At 69.1% G+C, this 17,641-nt stretch carries 14 protein-coding genes; 8 read left to right on the top strand and 6 right to left on the bottom strand.

What is annotated here, in order from left to right; genetic code table 11:
• Positions 1-4: 4 nt before the first annotated feature.
• The 3 genes from atpG to atpC are packed head-to-tail and all read left to right on the top strand — an operon-like array spanning position 5 to position 2,593.
• Positions 5-868: an ATP synthase F1 subunit gamma gene (gene atpG, locus IT347_07545; protein ID MCC6349428.1), complete on the top strand. Its 864-nt coding sequence runs from the start codon at positions 5-7 to the stop codon at positions 866-868.
• A gap of 56 nt (positions 869-924) precedes the next feature.
• Positions 925-2,331, top strand: a complete 1,407-nt coding sequence (gene atpD, locus IT347_07540) for a F0F1 ATP synthase subunit beta (protein MCC6349427.1) — start codon at positions 925-927, stop codon at positions 2,329-2,331.
• Positions 2,332-2,335: 4 nt separating this feature from the next.
• Positions 2,336-2,593 carry an ATP synthase F1 subunit epsilon gene (gene atpC, locus IT347_07535; GenBank protein ID MCC6349426.1) on the top strand — a complete coding sequence of 86 codons (258 nt, stop codon included), beginning with the start codon at positions 2,336-2,338 and terminating at the stop codon, positions 2,591-2,593.
• Positions 2,594-2,881: 288 nt separating this feature from the next.
• On the opposite strand, the gene IT347_07530 is transcribed toward atpC, so the two are convergent.
• The gene (locus IT347_07530) at positions 2,882-4,186 is read right to left on the bottom strand and encodes a transporter (GenBank protein ID MCC6349425.1); all 1,305 of its coding nucleotides are present in this window, start codon (positions 4,184-4,186) and stop codon (positions 2,882-2,884) included.
• A gap of 10 nt (positions 4,187-4,196) precedes the next feature.
• Positions 4,197-6,164, bottom strand: a complete 1,968-nt coding sequence (locus IT347_07525; GenBank protein MCC6349424.1) for a protein kinase — start codon at positions 6,162-6,164, stop codon at positions 4,197-4,199.
• Positions 6,165-7,032: 868 nt separating this feature from the next.
• On the opposite strand from IT347_07525, the gene IT347_07520 reads away from it, so the two are divergent.
• The 4 genes from IT347_07520 (at position 7,033) to IT347_07505 (ending at position 11,614) form a co-directional block, all read left to right on the top strand.
• Positions 7,033-7,539 carry a DUF488 domain-containing protein gene (locus IT347_07520; protein ID MCC6349423.1) on the top strand — a complete coding sequence of 169 codons (507 nt, stop codon included), beginning with the start codon at positions 7,033-7,035 and terminating at the stop codon, positions 7,537-7,539.
• Between the two features lie 220 nt (positions 7,540-7,759).
• Positions 7,760-9,280, top strand: coding sequence for a CoA-acylating methylmalonate-semialdehyde dehydrogenase (locus IT347_07515; GenBank protein ID MCC6349422.1), 1,521 nt, complete (start codon positions 7,760-7,762; stop codon positions 9,278-9,280).
• A 354-nt stretch (positions 9,281-9,634) separates the two neighbouring features.
• A complete protein-coding gene (locus tag IT347_07510; protein ID MCC6349421.1) occupies positions 9,635-10,870 on the top strand; it encodes a hypothetical protein in 1,236 nt (411 codons plus the stop codon).
• Between the two features lie 351 nt (positions 10,871-11,221).
• Positions 11,222-11,614, top strand: coding sequence for a hypothetical protein (locus IT347_07505; GenBank protein ID MCC6349420.1), 393 nt, complete (start codon positions 11,222-11,224; stop codon positions 11,612-11,614).
• 123 nt (positions 11,615-11,737) lie between these two features.
• Here the strand turns inward: IT347_07505 and IT347_07500 are convergent, their stop codons facing one another.
• The 4 genes from IT347_07500 to IT347_07485 form a co-directional block, all read right to left on the bottom strand.
• Positions 11,738-12,889 carry a protein kinase gene (locus tag IT347_07500; protein ID MCC6349419.1) on the bottom strand — a complete coding sequence of 384 codons (1,152 nt, stop codon included), beginning with the start codon at positions 12,887-12,889 and terminating at the stop codon, positions 11,738-11,740.
• A gap of 190 nt (positions 12,890-13,079) precedes the next feature.
• Positions 13,080-13,952: a hypothetical protein gene (locus tag IT347_07495; GenBank protein ID MCC6349418.1), complete on the bottom strand. Its 873-nt coding sequence runs from the start codon at positions 13,950-13,952 to the stop codon at positions 13,080-13,082.
• Positions 13,953-14,195: 243 nt separating this feature from the next.
• Entirely contained in the window at positions 14,196-14,837 is a 642-nt protein-coding gene (locus IT347_07490) for a hypothetical protein (protein ID MCC6349417.1), read from the bottom strand.
• The gene (locus IT347_07485; protein MCC6349416.1) at positions 14,827-16,395 is read right to left on the bottom strand and encodes a hypothetical protein; all 1,569 of its coding nucleotides are present in this window, start codon (positions 16,393-16,395) and stop codon (positions 14,827-14,829) included. The genes IT347_07490 and IT347_07485 overlap by 11 nt, the downstream gene beginning before the upstream one ends.
• 341 nt (positions 16,396-16,736) lie before the next feature.
• Here IT347_07485 and IT347_07480 point away from each other — a divergent pair, with 341 nt between their 5' ends.
• The gene (locus tag IT347_07480; GenBank protein ID MCC6349415.1) at positions 16,737-17,576 is read left to right on the top strand and encodes a peptidoglycan-binding protein; all 840 of its coding nucleotides are present in this window, start codon (positions 16,737-16,739) and stop codon (positions 17,574-17,576) included.
• The last annotated feature ends 65 nt before the right edge of the window (positions 17,577-17,641 follow it).

The following is a 17,641-nucleotide window of genomic DNA, read 5'->3' as shown; positions in this document are numbered from 1 at the left end:
AACGATGGCGCTGAACCTCAAGGACATCCGCCGCCGCATCCGCTCGACGCGGAGCATGCAGCAGATCTTCAAGGCCATGGAGATGGTTTCGGCCGCGAAGCTGCGCCGGGCGCAGCAGCGCGCGCAGGCGGCCAGCCCGTACTCGGCGAAGATCAGCGAGATGCTCGCGAACCTCTCGGGCGCCGCGGCCGAGCTCGAGCACCCGCTGTTCAAGGTGCGCGAGGTCCGGCGGACCGCGCTGGTCGTGATCACCGCGGACCGCGGTTTCGCGGGCACGTACAACTCGACCATCCTGCGCCAGGCCGAGGCGCGGCTGCACGAGGCGGCCCCGGGCGAGGTCCAGCTCGTGGTCGTCGGGCGCAAGGGCCGCGACTACCTGCGCCGCCGCCGCTACCCGATCCTCGCCGCGCACGCGGACCTGCCGGGCGAGGCGAGCCTCGAGTTCGCGCGCCTGCTCACGGACGACCTGACCGCGCGATTCCTGAGCGGCGAGGTGGACCGCGTCGAGCTGCTGTACACGCACTTCGTCAACGCGATCGTGCGGCGCGTCCGACACGAGACGTTCCTGCCCGTGGGCTCGGCGGACGCGAAGCAGTCGGGCGGCGCCGACTCCGGCATGATCTTCGAGCCGGACGCCGAGACCATCTTCGCCGCCCTGCTGCCACGCTACGCGACCGCGAAGCTCTACGCCGCGCTCGCCGACTCGCTCGCCAGCGAACACTCGGCGCGCATGGTCGCGATGGGTTCGGCGCGCAAGAACGCGGGCGAACTCGTGGACACGCTCACCCTGCTGCGGAACCGCCTGCGCCAGGCGGCCATCACCCGCGAGATCTCGGAACTGGTCGGCGGCGCGGAAGCGCTCAAGTAACCCCAGGCACTGGCGGGCGGACGCGCGCCGGCTGATTCGAACGAGGAGCACTGAGAATGAACGTCGGTAAGGTCGTGCAGGTGATCGGTCCCACCGTGGACGTGCTGTTCGAACCGGACAAGCTTCCGAAGATCTACAACGCCATCGTCATCGAAGACGGCCAGCGCGGCATTCGCCTGACCGTCGAAGTGGCGCTGCACATGGGCGACAACGTCGTCCGCTGCATCGCCATGGACTCGACCGACGGCCTCGTGCGCGGCATGCCCGCGCACGACACCGGTGGCCCGATCGCGGTGCCGGTCGGCGAGGCCGGCCTCGGCCGCATCTTCAACCTGACCGGCGAGACCATTGACGGCAAGGGGCCGGTGCCGCAGGGCACGAAGCGCCTTCCGATCCACCGCTCGGCGCCCGCGTTCGACGAGCAGGAGACCGAGAAGCAGCTCTTCGAAACGGGCATCAAGGTCGTGGACCTGCTCGCGCCCTACCAGCGCGGCGGCAAGGTCGGCCTGTTCGGCGGCGCCGGCGTCGGCAAGACCGTGCTCATCCAGGAGCTGATCCGCAACATCGCCACCCAGCACGGCGGCTACTCGGTGTTCGCGGGCGTGGGCGAGCGCACGCGCGAGGGCAACGACCTGTACCGCGAAATGACCGAGTCCGGCGTCATCGCCAAGACCGTGATGGTGTTCGGGCAGATGAACGAGCCGCCGGGCGCGCGCCTGCGCGTCGGCCTGACCGGCGTGACCATGGCCGAGTACTTCCGCGACGAGGAAGGCAAGGACGTGCTGTTCTTCGTGGACAACATCTTCCGCTTCACGCAGGCGGGCTCCGAGGTGTCGGCGCTGCTCGGCCGCATGCCCAGCGCCGTCGGCTACCAGCCGACGCTCTCGACCGAGATGGGCGCGTTGCAGGAGCGCATCACCACGACGAAAAAGGGCTCGATCACCTCGGTGCAGGCGATCTACGTGCCCGCCGACGACCTCACCGACCCGGCCCCGGCGACCGCGTTCTCGCACCTCGACGCCACCACGGTGCTCGAGCGCTCGATCGCCGAGCTGGGCATCTACCCGGCCGTGGACCCGCTGGCCTCGACGAGCCGCATTCTCGATCCGCAGATCGTCGGCGAGGAGCACTACCAGGTGGCGCGCTCGGTGCAGCGGATTCTGCAGCGCTACAAGGACCTCCAGGACATCATCGCCATCCTCGGCATGGACGAGCTCTCGGAGGACGACCGCGTGACGGTCGCGCGGGCGCGCAAGATCCAGCGGTTCCTCTCGCAGCCGTTCTTCGTGGCGGAGGCGTTCACCGGCACGCCGGGCAAGTACGTGAAGCTCGAGGACACGGTGAAGAGCTTCAAGCGGATCGTGGACGGCGAGTTCGACGAGCTGCCGGAGCAGGCGTTCTACATGCGCGGCGGGATCGACGAGGTGATCGAGGCCGCCGAGAAGATGAAGGCGCAGGGCTGAGCCGATGGCGGGCACGTTCCAGCTGAGCGTCCTGACGCCCGAGCGAACGGTGTTCGAGGGCGCGGTCGAGTACGTCGAGGCGCCGGGCACCGAGGGCAGCTTCGGGGTGCTGGCAAACCACGCCGCGCTGGTCACGGGTCTGGCCGAGGGCACGCTCACCGTGCGCACGGCCACCGGCGCGCAGCGGAGCTGGCGGGTGAGCGGCGGGTTCTTCGAGGTCTCGAAGAACCGTGCGACGGTGCTGGCGGATTCGATCGCGTAGTGCGGCGCGGCCGCGGGCCGCGACGAGAACGAGGGCGACGCGCTCGTCACGGTCGCGCTCGAGACGCCGGTGCGCGCGGCCGTGGCCGGAAACCTCTCGAACACAGGCCGGACGAGACCCACGAACGAGGCACGGACGGCTCGCCCGGCCGGCCGGGGAATTCGCCGGACTCCCGGGGAGAACACCGCCGCTCGCGCCCGCTCCAGAAACTCCGGCGTGGTGCGCCGCCCTGAACGCCGGAAGGAGCCGGCGAACCGGTGGAACGAAAGTCCCGGGGCTGAGGTCGGGCTAGAAGCTGAACTCGAAACCGAGCGTCGTTGACACATCCGGCCGCAGCCCGCCGTTGTTCAGCGGCACGATGACATTGCCCATGAGAATCAGGAAGTCGCGCGGCGCGTACTTTCCGCCCACGGAGAGATCCAGAATGTGGTCCCGGTCCGCGCTGGGCACATTCGACAGATTGACCTTGCGAACCAGCGTCGTGCTGCCGATCGGCCGGTTGATGATCGCGTTCTCTCCGAAGCGCAGCGCTTCGACGGGTTTTCCGACCTGCAACCTGCCCAGACAGTCGAACACCGCCGTAAATTGCCTTCCGAAACCCTGCTCGTAGCCGAGAAAGAGATCGAGGTCATCACCGACCAGATCGGTGTTCTTGAAGACATACGCGATGTTCGCATGCGCGCTCGTACTGCCCCAGGCGCGGGACCCGATCAGCGCGCTTCGAATGGTCGTGTAACCGGTCCCCAGGAAGTTCTGCTCGTCCCCCGTCGGAAGACGTGCTTCGAGCAACAGGGCCACGTTCCCCTTGCCGCGGTAAACGTTCAACTTCGCCCGCGCCGCGATGTCACCAATCCCAAACGCCTCGTCGTTCATCGGTGTGGGGCTGGTCGACAGGATCGGCGATGTGGCGGTGCCCCCATAGAAGTGGTTGGCGGAATCGTTCGCAGCCAGCGTGAAGCTGTTGATCACGGCGGACGGGTCCGCCACCATGTGCACGTCCACCATCGGCAGGGCCAGTCCGACATCGAGATGATCCGTGAGCCCCGCGGTCATGTAGAACGCGATGACCGAGGCGTCGATCTGCATGTTCATGAAGAGATCGATCGTGTCCAGCTCATTGTCAGAGTCCCCGAGGCCCGGACTACCGACGTCCTGATGCGTGAAGGTGAACTGCATGTCCTCGAGCGGCAGACCCCTGATTCGCTTGAAGCCCATGTAGGTGAAGTTGTAGCCGAGGATGACGTGATTTCTTCCGAGCGTCGTCCCCGCCTCCGAAAAGATCGGTCCCAGGTTCTCCGTCTCACGCACGGGGGCTCCCGAGCTCAGGTCGAAGGCGGCCGTGGCGCCCGTCGAACTCAACGGAAATGAAGCGATGTTGGCGCCCAGGAAGCTCGTGAGCGCGTTGATGACCTCCTTGCTCGACTCGACGTTCTCAGGGCTGAAGTGCTTCCCGTGCGCTCCCGGACTTCCGGCAAGATGGAGCCGGAGGACCTCATCGAAGATGTTGCCGATCTCGTAGCGCAGGCTCTGCGCGTGTGCAGGGCCGGCGAGCAGCAGGACCAGCAGCATTCCGAGACCCCACGACCGCTTCATGTGCGACCTCCTAGGGTTTCGTCTTTACTTCCGCGATGAGCCAGTGGCCATTGCGCTCCGACATGATCATGTCCCATGGATGCGTATTCCTGCCCCCGGCGCCAGAGTACGAAATATGGGCGGTGACATGGGTGACGGCACGAGCCGGCTCGAACCTGACGGAATCAATGGCGAGCTGCACTCGCACGCTTCCCACGTCATGAAAGAAGCTCGACCAGCCGTCTCGAATCTCATCCGTGAAATTCATGTGGAGCGCGCCCAGGGCTCGAAGGTCCTCCGCCTCAATCGCCGCGCGATATCGTCCGACGAGCTCCTCGATGCCCCCGACCTCCTTCTGCCGGGCGTCCTGTGCGGCACCGTACCTCTGGCGGGCGGACTGGTAGCTCCGCAGCGCCGCGACGAAGAGGCCGGCCGCGAGGGCGCTGTCTCCAGCCTGCTCCGCGGCCCATCCTTCGCGGTACGACGGGAAGGCCGTCATGTCCGAAGGCATCCCCGAGCGCATGCCCTGCACGCTTTGTCGCTGGGCGAGCGCCCCGCCCTGCGCCTGCTCGAGCCTGCGCTTCACCGCGCCCTCCGCAGCCTGGTAGAGCTTCGCCGCTTCGCTGAACCGCGCGTTCGCCTTGCCGAAATCACCGGCCGCCAGCGCCAGCCCGGCCACGCTTTCCGCCTGGACGGCGGCGCTGATGTCCACGATCTCCGCCACCTGTTCTCCTGCGGCCGCGCGCTCCAGCGCGGTCTTCGCCTGCTGCATGCCGATGCGGGCGCGCTCCGCATCGCCGGCGGGGCCTGGCGTCGCGGACGCCTCCGGATGCGGACCTGGTGTGGCCGCCTCGGGCGCCAACTGCTGGTTCGCCATTGGTCCGGCATCCAGCGGCCCGGCAGGGGCCCGTGCCGGGTTCTTCGAGTCCCCGTCCCGCCTCGCCTCCTCGGGCGCAACGGCTTCAGCTTCGGCCGGCTTCCGGCCATCACCGACCGTTTCACGCGGAACATCCCGAACGGCCACCGCCGTGTCGTGAACGCCACGGCTGAAAGGCCGTTCCAGAATCAGGAAGAGTCCGAGAAGGGAGACGATGCCTCCCACCAGGGCGGTGGCGATCCATCGCCGATTCGATTTCCTCGCCGGTATCCTTGCCGACGTCCTGGTGATCGAAGATTCGCTCGACGTCCCGGACTGAAGCGGATCGAGCCCGGCCAGCAGGTCGTGCATGGACGCGAAGCGCTTGTTCGGGTCCTTCGCCAGGGCACGATGAACGATACGCGCCAGCGACTCCGGCACCCCGGGAACGATCTCGGTTAGGCTGCGTTCCCTGGTGTTCAGAATCGCGTAGATCACGGCTTGATCCACGTCAGCATGGAACGGGCGCCCACCGGTGAGCATTTCGTACATGACCACCCCGAGCGACCAGATATCCGTCCGGAGATCCACGCTGTCTCCCCGGGCCTGCTCGGGCGACATGTACGAGATGGTGCCCATGGTGGAGCCGGTCCGCGTCAGTCCCGTCGAGTTCGCCAGCTTGGCGAGTCCGAAGTCGAGAATCTTGACCTCGTCGTGCCGGGTGATGATCACGTTGGCGGGCTTCAGATCGCGGTGCGTGACTTCCGCGTCATGTGTGCGCGCCAGGCCGCGGGCCATCTGAACCGAGTAGCCGAGGACCCTATCCAGGGACAATCGCCCTCGCAGCAGCAGCGCCTTGAGTGTCATCCCTTCGTAGTAGGCCATGACGATGAACAACTGTCCTTCCGGCGTTCGACTGATCTCGTAGATGGTGCAGACGTTGGGATGGTCGAGTGACGAAACGGCCTTCGCCTCGCGAATGAAACGCTGCCGCTGGTCTTCCTCATCCGTCATGTACGCGGGCAGGAATTTCAGAGCGACAAAGCGTTCGAGCTCGAGGTCACGGGCTTTGTAGACAATGCCCATGCCGCCCTGCCCCAGTTTCTCGATGATCGTGTAATGGGAAACGGTGGTTCCGATCATGAGGAGGGCTTCCGGGTTCTGCGCATCTCCGAGAGGCGGGAGGGATCGCGCGTTCCGATGTTTCGAGACGACCGCGGGCCCGCCGAGATCCGACAGGAATCGTTCGGGCCGCATGGCTCGCGAAGCGACTGCGTGGCGCGTTCGGGCCGCGCCCGGCGCCCTGCGATCACGCGCCCGCTCCCGGCCGCCGCACCACCCTCACTGGCGACCTCGCTTCAGTCGCCATCCACGGGCCTCCAAGATCACCGGCGTGGTCGCTTCGCATCTTGCCATCGCCGCCAGGCCCCCACGGGCCCCGGGGTTACGGCCGTTCGGGGAACAGGGCTTGCGGACACCCCGGTGGTTCGGAATCCCGGTGAGCCTGGAGCGGGCATGGTGCATGGCACTCCTTCCACGCATGAACGTTGGCGATCTCGGCATCGCCCCGGGATGGATCAGTGGCGTTCCGGCCCGTCGGCGCGACGTTCTCGCCCGGGACGCGTCCGTGAAGCGCCGCCGTCAGCAGCCCGGGCCTGCGGGCGGGAACTCATGGATGCTACGCCAGCCGGCGACCGCTCTGCATTCGTTTTCGGTGTCGGCGATTGCGCACCATTCCCTTTGCTGTCGCCGGCCTGGAGCAGGGAGCCAACGAAGGAGGGAGGTTCAGGAACTCGGCCGGGTCGGCTGCTTCGTCCGTACCGGGCACGACGATCCACCCTTCTCGGGGGCGTTGCGGCAGGCCCTGATCCCGTCGGGATGCCCCCTGATCCGAGGACCATCGGGTATGGCAGGATTGTCCGGTCCATGGAGGATCCTGCATGCGGGCCGACGGGCATGAAGCTGGACGGCTGACGTGACCGAGGCGGTCCGCGACTTCGAGGGTGCACGGATCTGGACGATCGGTCACTCCACGCGTGCGCTGGACGAACTGATCCTGCTTCTGCGCGGTGCGAAGGTTGCGGTGCTCGCCGACATCCGGACGATCCCGCGCTCCCGCCACAATCCGCAGTTCGGCCAGGACGCCTTGCGGGTGACGCTGCCGTCGCACGGGGTGCGCTACGTTCATCTCCCTGCGCTCGGTGGATTGCGCCATGCGCGTCCGGACTCGCCGAACGCGGGTTGGCGTAACGCGAGCTTCCGGGGTTTCGCCGACTACATGCTGACGCCGGACTTCGAGAACGGCCTCGTCGGCCTGCGGCCGCTTGTCGCGGAGGGCGTCGCCCTGATGTGCGCCGAAGCCGTTCCGTGGCGCTGCCACCGCTCGCTCATTGCGGACGCCCTGACGGTCCGGGGCGCGACGGTCGTGCACATCCTGGGTCCGGGGAGCCTTCGGCCCCATCATCTGACGCCTTTTGCGCGCGTTCAGGGGACGCGGGTGACCTACCCGGGGGAGTGACGCGGCCGGTCGCGACCGTGTAAGCCACGCGCCTTCAACACGACCGTCACCATGCGACCTTCGCTCCCCGGTCCGGCAAGCCCTTCGGCAACCGGAGATGAGCGCGAGAGCGGGCGCCGGGCACCGTGCGCCAGCCGCGGTTGGATGCAGAATCGGGCGAAGTCGCCTACGCTGCGCGCTCATCGTCATCACGCCACCCCTGCCTGCACGGAGATCCGCCATGGCCACCACTGAAGCTTTCACCGCCACCACCGACGTCGGCCACTACATCGGCGGACGAATCGTTTCCGGCAACAGCGGCCGGCAGCAGCCGGTCTACAACCCCACCACCGGCAAGGTCGCGCGCCAGCTCGCGCTCGCTTCGGCCGACGAGGTCGGGGCGGCGGTGGCCGCGGCCCGTGCCGCGCAGCCGGCCTGGGGCGACACGCCGCCCATCCGGCGCGCGCGCGTGCTGCACGCGTTCATCCGGCTGCTGACGCAGCACCGCGACACGCTCGCGGCGATGATCACCGCCGAGCACGGCAAGGTCTTCACCGACGCGCAGGGCGAGGTCGCGCGCGGCATTGATGTCGTCGAGTTCGCCTGCGGCATCCCGCAGCTGCTCAAGGGCGGTTTCACCGACCAGGTCTCGACGGACATCGACAACTGGACGCTCCGCCAGCCGCTGGGGGTGGTGGCCGGCATCACGCCGTTCAACTTCCCGTGCATGGTGCCGCTGTGGATGTATCCGCTGGCGCTGGCGTGCGGCAACGCCTTCGTCCTCAAGCCGAGCGAACGCGATCCGTCGTCCTCGCTGTTCATGGCCGACCTGCTCAAGCAGGCCGGCCTGCCCGACGGGGTCTTCAACGTCGTGCAGGGCGACAAGGTGGCGGTGGACGCGCTGCTGACGCACCCGGACGTGCAGGCCGTGAGCTTCGTCGGCTCGACGCCGATCGCCCAGTACATCTACGAGACCGGCGCGCGCCACGGCAAGCGCGTGCAAGCCCTGGGCGGCGCGAAGAACCACATGGTCGTCATGCCCGACGCCGACCTCGGCCTGGCGGTGGACGGCCTGATCGGCGCCGGCTACGGCTCGGCGGGCGAGCGCTGCATGGCCATCAGCGTCGCGGTGCTGGTGGGCGATGTCGGCGACCGGATCATCCCCAGACTCGCGGAGCGCGCGAAGAACCTGAAGATCAAGCACCCGATGGAAGCCGACGCCGAGATGGGACCCATCGTCACGAAGCAGGCGCTCGAGCGGATCGAGGGCTACATCGAGATCGGCGCGAAGGAAGGCGCCGAGCTGGTCGTGGACGGTCGCCAGCGGAAGTTCGCCGGGCTGGAAGGCGGCTTCTTCACCGGCGGCACGCTGTTCGACCGCGTGACGACCTCGATGCGCATCTATAAGGAGGAGATCTTCGGCCCGGTGCTGAGCTGCGTGCGCGTGAAGGACCTGGCCGAGGCGGTGCAGTTGATCAACGGAAACGAGTTCGGCAACGGCGTGGCCTGCTACACGAGCGACGGCCACGTCGCGCGCGAGTTCGCGCGCCGCGTGCAGGTCGGCATGGTCGGCATCAACGTGCCCATTCCGGTGCCGATGGCCTGGCACGGCTTCGGCGGCTGGAAGAAGAGCCTGTTCGGCGACATGCATGCCTATGGCGAGGAGGGCGTGCGCTTCTACACGCGGCAGAAGAGCGTGATGCAGCGCTGGCCCGAGACCCTCGCCAAGGGCGCCGAGTTCGCGTTCCCGACGGCGAAGTAGGGCCGCGGCCCCGATTCCCTGGTCCTCCGCGCCCCGGCCTCGGCCAGGCCGCCCGTGCGTCGGCCACCGGCCCGCGCCGGACGCTGACCCGCGGCGGCCGCTGCCCCGCGCCGGACGCTGACCTGCGGCGGCCGCCGCCCCGCGCCGGCCGCTGGCCCGCGGCGGCTGCCAAACCGCGTCGGACGGATCTCGCGTGCGGTCTCCGCCCGTCGTCCGGTTGATGGATTCACGGACGACCCCGCGCCGGGGGTCCCGCCCCCGGCTCGCTCCCGGTCGTCCGAGGGCGATCGCCGACGAAGCCCGCCTACAGGGGCGGGGCCGCGCGGGACGATCAACGATCGAGGAGGACCTTCCATGCCGTTTCGCGTTCCGTTCCTTTCCAACCTGCTTCGTGGCGACGGGCTCGCGCAGGAGCGTCCGCTTCGTCGCCGCCGTGCCGCGCTCAGGTGGTTCTCCGCCGCGGGGGCGACGGCCGCCGCTTGTGCGCTGCTCGCCGCCCCTTCCGCCGCGTTCCCGCCGTTCGCCGAGGAGTGGTTCGTGCCCGGGCACCCTATCGAAGTGGAGGTGGACCCGACGGGCCGCGTCTGGGTCGCGTGCAACGACGACTCGATTCGCGTGTATGCGGCGACGGGCGGCGAGCTGCTGTTCGCCTTCGGCGGCAGTGGCACGGGCGACGGGCAGTTTCAGACGCCCTATGGCATGGCGTTCGACGCGGCCGGCGACGTGTACGTCTGCGACTACGTCGGGGTGCGGATCGAGAAGTTCGACGCTTCCGGAAACTTCCTGTTCTCCTGGCCGACGCCGGGACAGCGCACCGATCATGTCGCCCTCGACGCCGCGGGGGACGTGTACGTGAGCGGCTTTTCCGACCAGTCCGTGCACAAGTACACCGCCGCCGGAGTGCCGATTCTCAACTGGACAAGCCAGGGCCCGACCTACCCCTCGGGAGTGGTCGAATGGGGCGGAGTGATCCACGTCGTCCAGTGGCTCGCGCCGATCGTGGAGCAGTACCAGGCGGACGGAACCTATCTCGGCTCCTTCGAAACGGGGGCGCAGAACGCGACCGACATCGAGGTGAACGGAAGCGGGCAGCTGTTCCTCGCGGACTACGAGAACGGGCTGATCCGCGTGTTCGCGCCGGACGGCACCCCGCTCGACTCGACGGGCGCCGTCGGCACCGGTTCCGGGGAGTTCCAGGGCCTGAGCGGTCTCGCGATCGGCCTGGACGGCTCCATCTACGCCACCGACGAGCAGAACTCCCGCCTGCAACGGTTCCACGACAGCCCGGCAGCCGTCTCTCCGGCCATTCCGTTGGAGTCCGCGCTGCGTTCGATCGCTCCCAATCCCTGCCGCTCGGCGATCACGCTGAGCTTCAGACTGCCCGTCGAGGAGCACATTCGGCTCGACGTGTTCGACATCGGGGGAAGGCGCGTCGGAACGCTGTCGGAAGGGCCGATGCCGGCAGGGCTGCATCACGTTGCGTGGAACGCGCGCGAGGCCGGAGGCTCCAAGCTGCCGGCGGGTGTCTACCTCGTGCGCCTCGAGCACGGCGAACGCGTTGACTTCGGAAGGTTCGTCGTCGTCCGTTGAGGCGGGCGGAGCGGGCCACCAGCAACGAGTGGCGCCGCGGAGACGCCCGACGGCTTCGCCGATCGGGGGGAAGTTGCAGCGTTGCCGGCGGGCCGGGTCAAGCGGCCCGGTGACGCTCCTCCGTGAAGTCGAAGGCCGGGGCGGCTGAGCGCGCCTCGGCCTTCGGACTTCGGGTGCATGCGCTTCATTCCCGGCCTACGACTGCTAGGCGGATGCGCGTCGGCACCCGTCGCCGGCACCGTCCGGACTCGTGGCCGAAGCGCCCGACCCTGGCCGGACCGGGAGCCGGCGCGGTCACCGCGATTTCGCGCGTCGAGGCGATAGGACGGGCATTCGAGCACATTCGAGCCAATCGGGCCGAGATGGGGGCCGGAGGAAGCCGACCTCACGGACGTCATCGTCACCGACATCTACTCGAGCGACCACAACGGTGCGACCCACGCGTACCTCCAGCAGCGACACAACGGCATCGTGGTGATGCGCGCCACGATGACGGTGCACACCGCCGCGGACGGTCGTGCCGCGCGGATCGGTCACCACTTCCTGTCCGGTGTCGGAGCGAGAGTCGTGAAGGTGGTCCCTATCGTCACTGCCGCCGACGCCGCAGCGGTCGCGGGGCGGCATCAGCTCGGCTGGGACGGCCGCGGCCAGGGGGCTCGAATGCTCGGACCCGGTGAGTACCTCCCGCGGCTCGTCGTCAACGGAGTTCAGGCGGCGAAGCAGAAGGCCATGCTCCTGCGCTGATCAGCGCAGGCCCCTGCCGGGGCGAGGCGCCCGTGGCGCGCCCGCGCGGGCGCCCGACGTGCCGGGCGCATTCCACGACGCCGTCGGGGCGCCCGGCGGGCCCGGGCACCCAGCGGACGCGTCTCAGCGCTTCGCGGCGAGCCGCCAGAACCGTGCTTCATCGAGGATCGTGATGCGGTGGCCCCTGTCGCGCAGGCGCTTCACCTCCATCAGCTTGAGCCCCGCGTCGCGCCCGGCCGCCTGCAGCGCGTTCGGCCGTCCACGCACGAGCACCGTCGTTTGCGCCGAAGGTCCGCCGTGCACGACCGCGCCCGCGCGGCGCGCCGCGCGGGCCGCGTCGGCGCGTGGCCGCCGCAGCACGCCCGTGAACGCGAGGTGCACTCCCTTGAGCGAGCGCAGACCCCCGGAGCGCAGCGCCGCCGGCCGTTTCCGCAGCGCCTCGATCAGCTCGTCGGCGCTTTCGTAGCGCTTGCGCCGCTCGCCGATGCAGCGGTGGACGACCTCCTTGAGCTCGTCGCTGCAATCGAGCCGGCGCACGTCCGCCGTGCCGATGCGCCGGTCGGCATCCTTGCGGACCAGCATGCCGATCAACTGGCCGACCTGGTACACGTCGTCGCGCGCCTGCCACTTGGGCACCGAGCCCTCGAGAATGTCGGTCGGCGCGGTCAGCCAGTTCATAGTGCGCGCCGTGACGCCACGACGGTCGCTTTGCTGGCGGGCGATGCCGAAGTCGCCGAGCTTGAGCGCCTGCGCGTCGCAGACGAACACGTTGAGCGGCGTGAGATCGCGGTGCAGGAGCTGGCCGCGGTGGAGCTTGACGAGCACTTCGAGAACGCCGGCGATCTCGGTGCGGATCCGCCGCTCGGGCCAGGCCCGTTCGGCGCGCCGCAGGAACAGCCGCAGGTCGCCGTAGCGCGCGTACTCGAGCGCGAGGCAGTAGAGGATCGAGCCGTTCTCGAGCACCAGCGGGAACGTGTCGTGCACGCGGATCGCGCGCGGCTGACCCTCGAGCAGCTGTCCGAAGTAGGCCTCGCGCAGCCAGCCGTCCATGTGCGTGCTCGCCTTGACGCACACGAGCTGGCGCGGGTCGTCGTCGCGGCGGGCGCGAAACGCCTGCCCGAACCCGCCCGAGCCGAGCAGGTATTCGACGTGGTAGCTCACGCCGGTCTCGGGGCTCTTTACGACCTGCCCGGGCAGGAGCAGCAGCCTTCCGGGATCTCCCGAGGGGCGGATCCGGCTGAGGGGCCGGGTCGTGGCGCTGGTGATGCGGGACATGCACGCAGTGTGTGCGATTCGATGGAAGAGTCCAAGCCGGAGGTGGGACGGCCGGGCGCGCCCTGGACCCGAACCCGGCGCGGATTCGGGACGGCGGTCGCGGCAGGCGCCTGTCCACGGCCCGGCGGCGCTGCGATCGTGGACGTGAGCTGGTACGACGCGGCGAGCGTGCGCCCCCGCGAGCGGGCACCTAGCGCCGAAGCACGACCCGCCGGCTCTGATCGAAGCCCGGCAGCCTCAATCGGACGTAGAAGACTCCCGTCGCCGCCGCCCCGTCGCTCGTCCGCCCGTCCCACGCCGCGCTGGCGGGGCCCGCGGGCCGGACGGCGTCCACCAGCACCGCCACGCGCCGGCCCGCCGGGTCGAACACCTCGGCGAGCACGTGCCCCGGAGTGGCGAGGGCGTACTCGAATCGGACGCCCGACGAACTGGGGTTCGGCGCGGGGTCGCGCGTGAAGCCGAGCCGTGCCCCACCGTTCGGGTTCCCGACGCCGGTCACGGCGGAAACCACGATCACGCCGCGCATGTTGAAGTCCTCGTGAAACACGCAGAAGAACGGGTACGTGCCGGGGTTCGGGAACGTGAACGAGAAGGTCGGGTTTCCGGAGTCGCTCGGCTGATTGAAGATCGTTCCCATGTTGGGGTCGCCGCTGCCCTCGCCATTGGTGATCGTGTGAATGCCGCCGCTCCACACCCAGTCCACGGTTTGGCCGGCGGTGATCTTCGCCGTGTCCACGGCGCCCGCGACGCCGGCGTCGAACTTGAAGTTCGAGACGGTGAAGGTTGCCGCCGCGGTCGCGCGCGTCGGCTTCGCGTCCGGCGCCGGCGAGCCGACGCGGGCGTGCGACGACCAGTAGGCATCCGACTGCGCCCGCATTGTGGCCTCGCTCATGGGCGAGGCATGCCCGTCGTGCCGGTCGGAGTCGTGTCCCGCCGCAGCCGAGGCAAGTGCGAAGACCAGACAGGTGGCCAGCGAGAGCGCGGCGCCGGGGACGAAACTCCCCCGGCGTCCGGCCAGGAAGGAGGCGTGGGCCGCGGAGGTGATCCGTGGGCTGCGGTGCATGACGACGATCTCCTTCCCGATAAGGACGTGGACGGACTTCGATGCCCGTTTGTCCCAGGACCAGCGCCGGCGTTTCATGAGAAATTTCGCGCGTCAGTACGGCGGATGGCGCCGCGGGATCCAGCGGACAGTGGCCCCCGCGGACGGTTCCGGCGGCGGCGGTGAGGCGACCAGTTCGTGGGATCCAGGCCTGCGGAACGTGTGGCGGCAGTGGTCGCTGGCGTTCGGCGCTCCGGCCTGCTCTCAGTAGGACGTGAGGCCGCGCTGCCGTGGCACCCTGCGCGGAATCTCTCGCAGGGGCCGTTCGTGCAGCGAGGCGCGATCCAGCCCCACCGGCCAGCCACTCGGATAGCGCGCGTACAGGCTCAGGTCCCGCCAGGAAGCGTGCCGCTCGCGTTTGGCGCCGGGCTTCGCCACGACCCGATCGCGTGGCCGCGCAGGATCGAGCCTGTACTTACCGTCGCCGGACACGAGCGCTGTCGAGGTCGAGCCCACGAGTATCCAGAGGGGCGCCGAAACGATCAGGCCAATGCCGTGCGAGATCGTCGAGATCGTGCCGGCGAGCGTTGCCCTGGCGAGCTGGCCGCTCCGTGGGTCGTAATACTCGAGCCGCCCGCGGGTGACCTCCGTCAGTGCGGTGGCCAGGACGAGCGTGTCACGCAACGTGTACACGCTGTCTTGCGAAACGGCGAGCAACTCGCCCGAGACGGTGTCGGCGGCCGCCCCTTTGCCGGTCGTGAGTTCCACCCAGCCTCCCCAGGCCTCGTCGCGGGCCTGCACCGCGTTCGGCAGCCAACGGGGCGGCGCGGTCGACGCCGTGCAGCCGGGCAGGGACGCGATCCCGGCAACGGCGAGCACGCACCAGGCGGCGCGGTCAGCGCGCATAGCGGCTGCCCCAGAAGCTTCGCTCCATTTCCGGCTCGAGGCGCTTGTACTCCGGCGCCATGCGGCGCAGCGCGCCCGCGGGGTCGAGCAGGAGCTGCGCGAGCCTTTCGGGATTCTCCTCGGCGATCCAGGCCTCGCGCATCCATTCGAGGTAGTAGCCGCGCGTCTCGAGGAACGCCTCGGCGGAAAGCAGGCCCGGCGGAAACTCGTACTCGATCGCCAGCGTGTCTCCTGGCGAGGTGACGAGTGGCGGCGTGCCGGTGAGCAGCGAAGCGAGCGCCGCCGGGTCGGGATGGCCGCGCCGCAGGACGGCCGCGGGACGGATCCGCTGGACCTCGCGCCGGCCCGCCACGGTGACGAGCGCGACCTGATCCATGCGCCACATGCCGCGGGTGAGCCGCAGTCGCACGTCGAGCGGCCCCGCGGGACCTGCGGGCAGCGGCACGAGCCGCGAGTCCCAGGCGAGCGGACCGGTTTCATGGAAGCGGCCCGCCGCAACCCATCGGCCGTCCTGCAGCACCTGCACTTCGATCGGCCCCAGCGCGCGCGCGGGGCCTTCGATGCGGCGGGTGAGGCTGGTGTCCGCGCTCGCGAGTGAAGCCAGCCAGCGCCCGGCGGAACGGCCCATCCAGGCGAGCGTCTGGTAGAAGACGTAGGTCGAGAGCAGCGACTGCCGGGCGACGATCACCAGGGCGCGATCGCCCGGAGGCGCGCGGGCGAAGGAGAGTGTGACGAACTCGGACGAGGCGAGGTCCGTGGAATCCGCGAGGCTCGTTCGCTCCCCGGCATCCCGCGCTGCGAGCGCATCGCGGCAATCGCCCGCTTCATCCCGCGCCGCGTCGGGAGCGAGCCAGTCGCGGGTGGCCCACAGAGTGCCGCTCTCGTCCGCGACGACGCGCTCGTCGCCCGCACGCGGAACGAGCAGCAGGTCGGCGCGGCGGACGACGTGCGTCTCGAGCGCCTCGTTCGTCATCGTCAGGGTGAACCGGGGTCCATTCACGTGGACGAGGTCGAGCGCGTCGAGGTCGTCGTACTCGAGCGCCGGCGCGACGCTCGCCGAGAATCCTTCGGCCACCAGCGTCTGCCGATCCCCAACATGGGCGTAGAAGGTGGGGCACGAGCCGAAGCAGGCTTTCGGATTCCACAGGCAGTAGACGCTGAGAGAGATGCTGGCCGCGGTCACGAGCGTGATCGGCGCGAGCGCCGCGGGAACATCCGTCCGTCGGCTCTCGAAGAGCGCGACGGAATCGAGCGACACGACGTGCGACTCCCCGGCGACGGGACGGCGATCGGGGTCGAGGCGGCGACCGGTGCCGGCCACGGTCCGGATCGAATCGTCCACCGACCACGAGCTGAAGAGCACGACGCCACCGTCGCGCAGGTGCGCCGCCAGCACGTCCGATCTCCGTTGCGCGCGCTTCAGGTCGCCCGCCGGCACCTCGACTCGATGCAGGCCGCGGACATCCTTGAAGGTGCAACCGCCCGTGAGAGCCGGCAGGAGGGCACCCGAGAGCGCGAGCAGGGCGAGAAGCAAACGTGCGGTCGTTTGCGAACGCATGGGGTCAGTATCCCCGGCCGAGAGACGCGGGTTCAACCGCGAACTGGGTGGCGGCGGGTCCGGATCCCGCCCCTGTCCCTGGCCGGGCGGGGCTGATGCAAGCCCACGGGGCGGCGACATTTGGCGCTTTCCGCGCGCTCCGCCGTGGTAGTTTCCGGGCTCCCCCTTTGAGACGGTCCCACGTCCGGCACGATCGTTTCCCGAAGCATATTCCGCGACCCACGCAGGAGGTAGGCATGAACCGCACGGTCCCGACGCTTCGCGGCCTCGCGCTGCTCGCGCTCGCCATCGGCTTCGCGAGCGTCACGCAGGCGTTCGCGAAGGACAAGGAAGAAGCCGCGATGAAGACCGAGATTCCGATCTGCGACAAGAAGATCGGCACGCTCGCGGTGAACGAACCCGAAGACAAGTGGTGGACGCGCTTCGGCCTCGAATCGCCGGAGGCGCTCATCAAGGTGTACGCGCAGCAGAGCAAGTGCTGGACGCTGGTGGACCGCGGCAAGGGCCTGCAGGCGGCGCAGCAGGAGCGCGCGCTCGCCTCGGGCGGCGAGATGCGCGGCGGATCGAACATCGGCAAAGGCCAGATGAAGGCGGCCGACTACACGCTCGTGCCGGACATCGCCAACAGGAACAACAACGCCAAGGGCACCAAGATCGGCGGCGTGGTCGGCGGGCTGCTCGGCGGCGGCGTGGGCGCGGTGCTCGGCGGGGTGAGCCTCAAGAGCAAGACCGCCGACGTGGTGCTGACGCTGACCGACGTGCGCTCGACCGAGATCATCGCGACGGTTCAGGGCCACGCCAAGAAGACCAACCTCGGCTGGGGCGCCGGCGGCGGCGGCTACTTCGGAATGTTCGCCGCGGCCGGCGCGAGCAGCTACTCGAACACCGAGATCGGCCAGGTGGTGGCGATGGCGTACCTCGACGCCTATATCAAGCTGATGGAGGAAGTACAGAAGGTGCAGCCCGACGCCAAGGCGAACAACGTGCAGCAGGCGATCACCGTCGCCAAGGCCACGAAGCTCTTCTCCGAGCCCAAGAACACCTCGAGCGTCGTGCGCGACCTCGATCCCGGCTTGATGCTCTATCCGACCGGCGACAAGCAGGGCGTGTTCTGGAAGGTCAACGACGAGCTGGGCAACGAGGGCTGGGTGATCAGCACGATGTGCCAGCTTTCCAAGTAGGAGCCCAGCCCGTGCTGGCTCTGGGGGCGTGCCGTGAGGCGCGCCCCCTTTCGTTCGGTCAGGCC

This window comes from Candidatus Eisenbacteria bacterium (genome assembly GCA_020847735.1).
In the GTDB taxonomy this organism is placed as follows: domain Bacteria; phylum Eisenbacteria; class RBG-16-71-46; order RBG-16-71-46; family RBG-16-71-46; genus CAIXRL01.
This window is presented reverse-complemented; position numbering and strand designations above follow the sequence as displayed.

Excerpts from the sequence above, each read along its gene's own strand:
- IT347_07480 (MCC6349415.1), top strand. The coding sequence starts at position 16,737 with ATGAAGACCGAGATTCCGATCTGCGACAAGAAGATCGGCACGCTCGCG.
- IT347_07525 (MCC6349424.1), bottom strand. The coding sequence starts at position 6,164 with ATGATCGGAACCACCGTTTCCCATTACACGATCATCGAGAAACTGGGG.
- IT347_07530 (MCC6349425.1), bottom strand. The coding sequence starts at position 4,186 with ATGAAGCGGTCGTGGGGTCTCGGAATGCTGCTGGTCCTGCTGCTCGCC.
- IT347_07510 (MCC6349421.1), top strand. The coding sequence starts at position 9,635 with ATGCCGTTTCGCGTTCCGTTCCTTTCCAACCTGCTTCGTGGCGACGGG.
- IT347_07490 (MCC6349417.1), bottom strand. The coding sequence starts at position 14,837 with ATGCGCGCTGACCGCGCCGCCTGGTGCGTGCTCGCCGTTGCCGGGATC.
- IT347_07515 (MCC6349422.1), top strand. The coding sequence starts at position 7,760 with ATGGCCACCACTGAAGCTTTCACCGCCACCACCGACGTCGGCCACTAC.
- atpD (MCC6349427.1), top strand. The coding sequence starts at position 925 with ATGAACGTCGGTAAGGTCGTGCAGGTGATCGGTCCCACCGTGGACGTG.
- IT347_07500 (MCC6349419.1), bottom strand. The coding sequence starts at position 12,889 with ATGTCCCGCATCACCAGCGCCACGACCCGGCCCCTCAGCCGGATCCGC.
- atpG (MCC6349428.1), top strand. The coding sequence starts at position 5 with ATGGCGCTGAACCTCAAGGACATCCGCCGCCGCATCCGCTCGACGCGG.
- IT347_07485 (MCC6349416.1), bottom strand. The coding sequence starts at position 16,395 with ATGCGTTCGCAAACGACCGCACGTTTGCTTCTCGCCCTGCTCGCGCTC.
- atpC (MCC6349426.1), top strand. The coding sequence starts at position 2,336 with ATGGCGGGCACGTTCCAGCTGAGCGTCCTGACGCCCGAGCGAACGGTG.
- IT347_07495 (MCC6349418.1), bottom strand. The coding sequence starts at position 13,952 with ATGCACCGCAGCCCACGGATCACCTCCGCGGCCCACGCCTCCTTCCTG.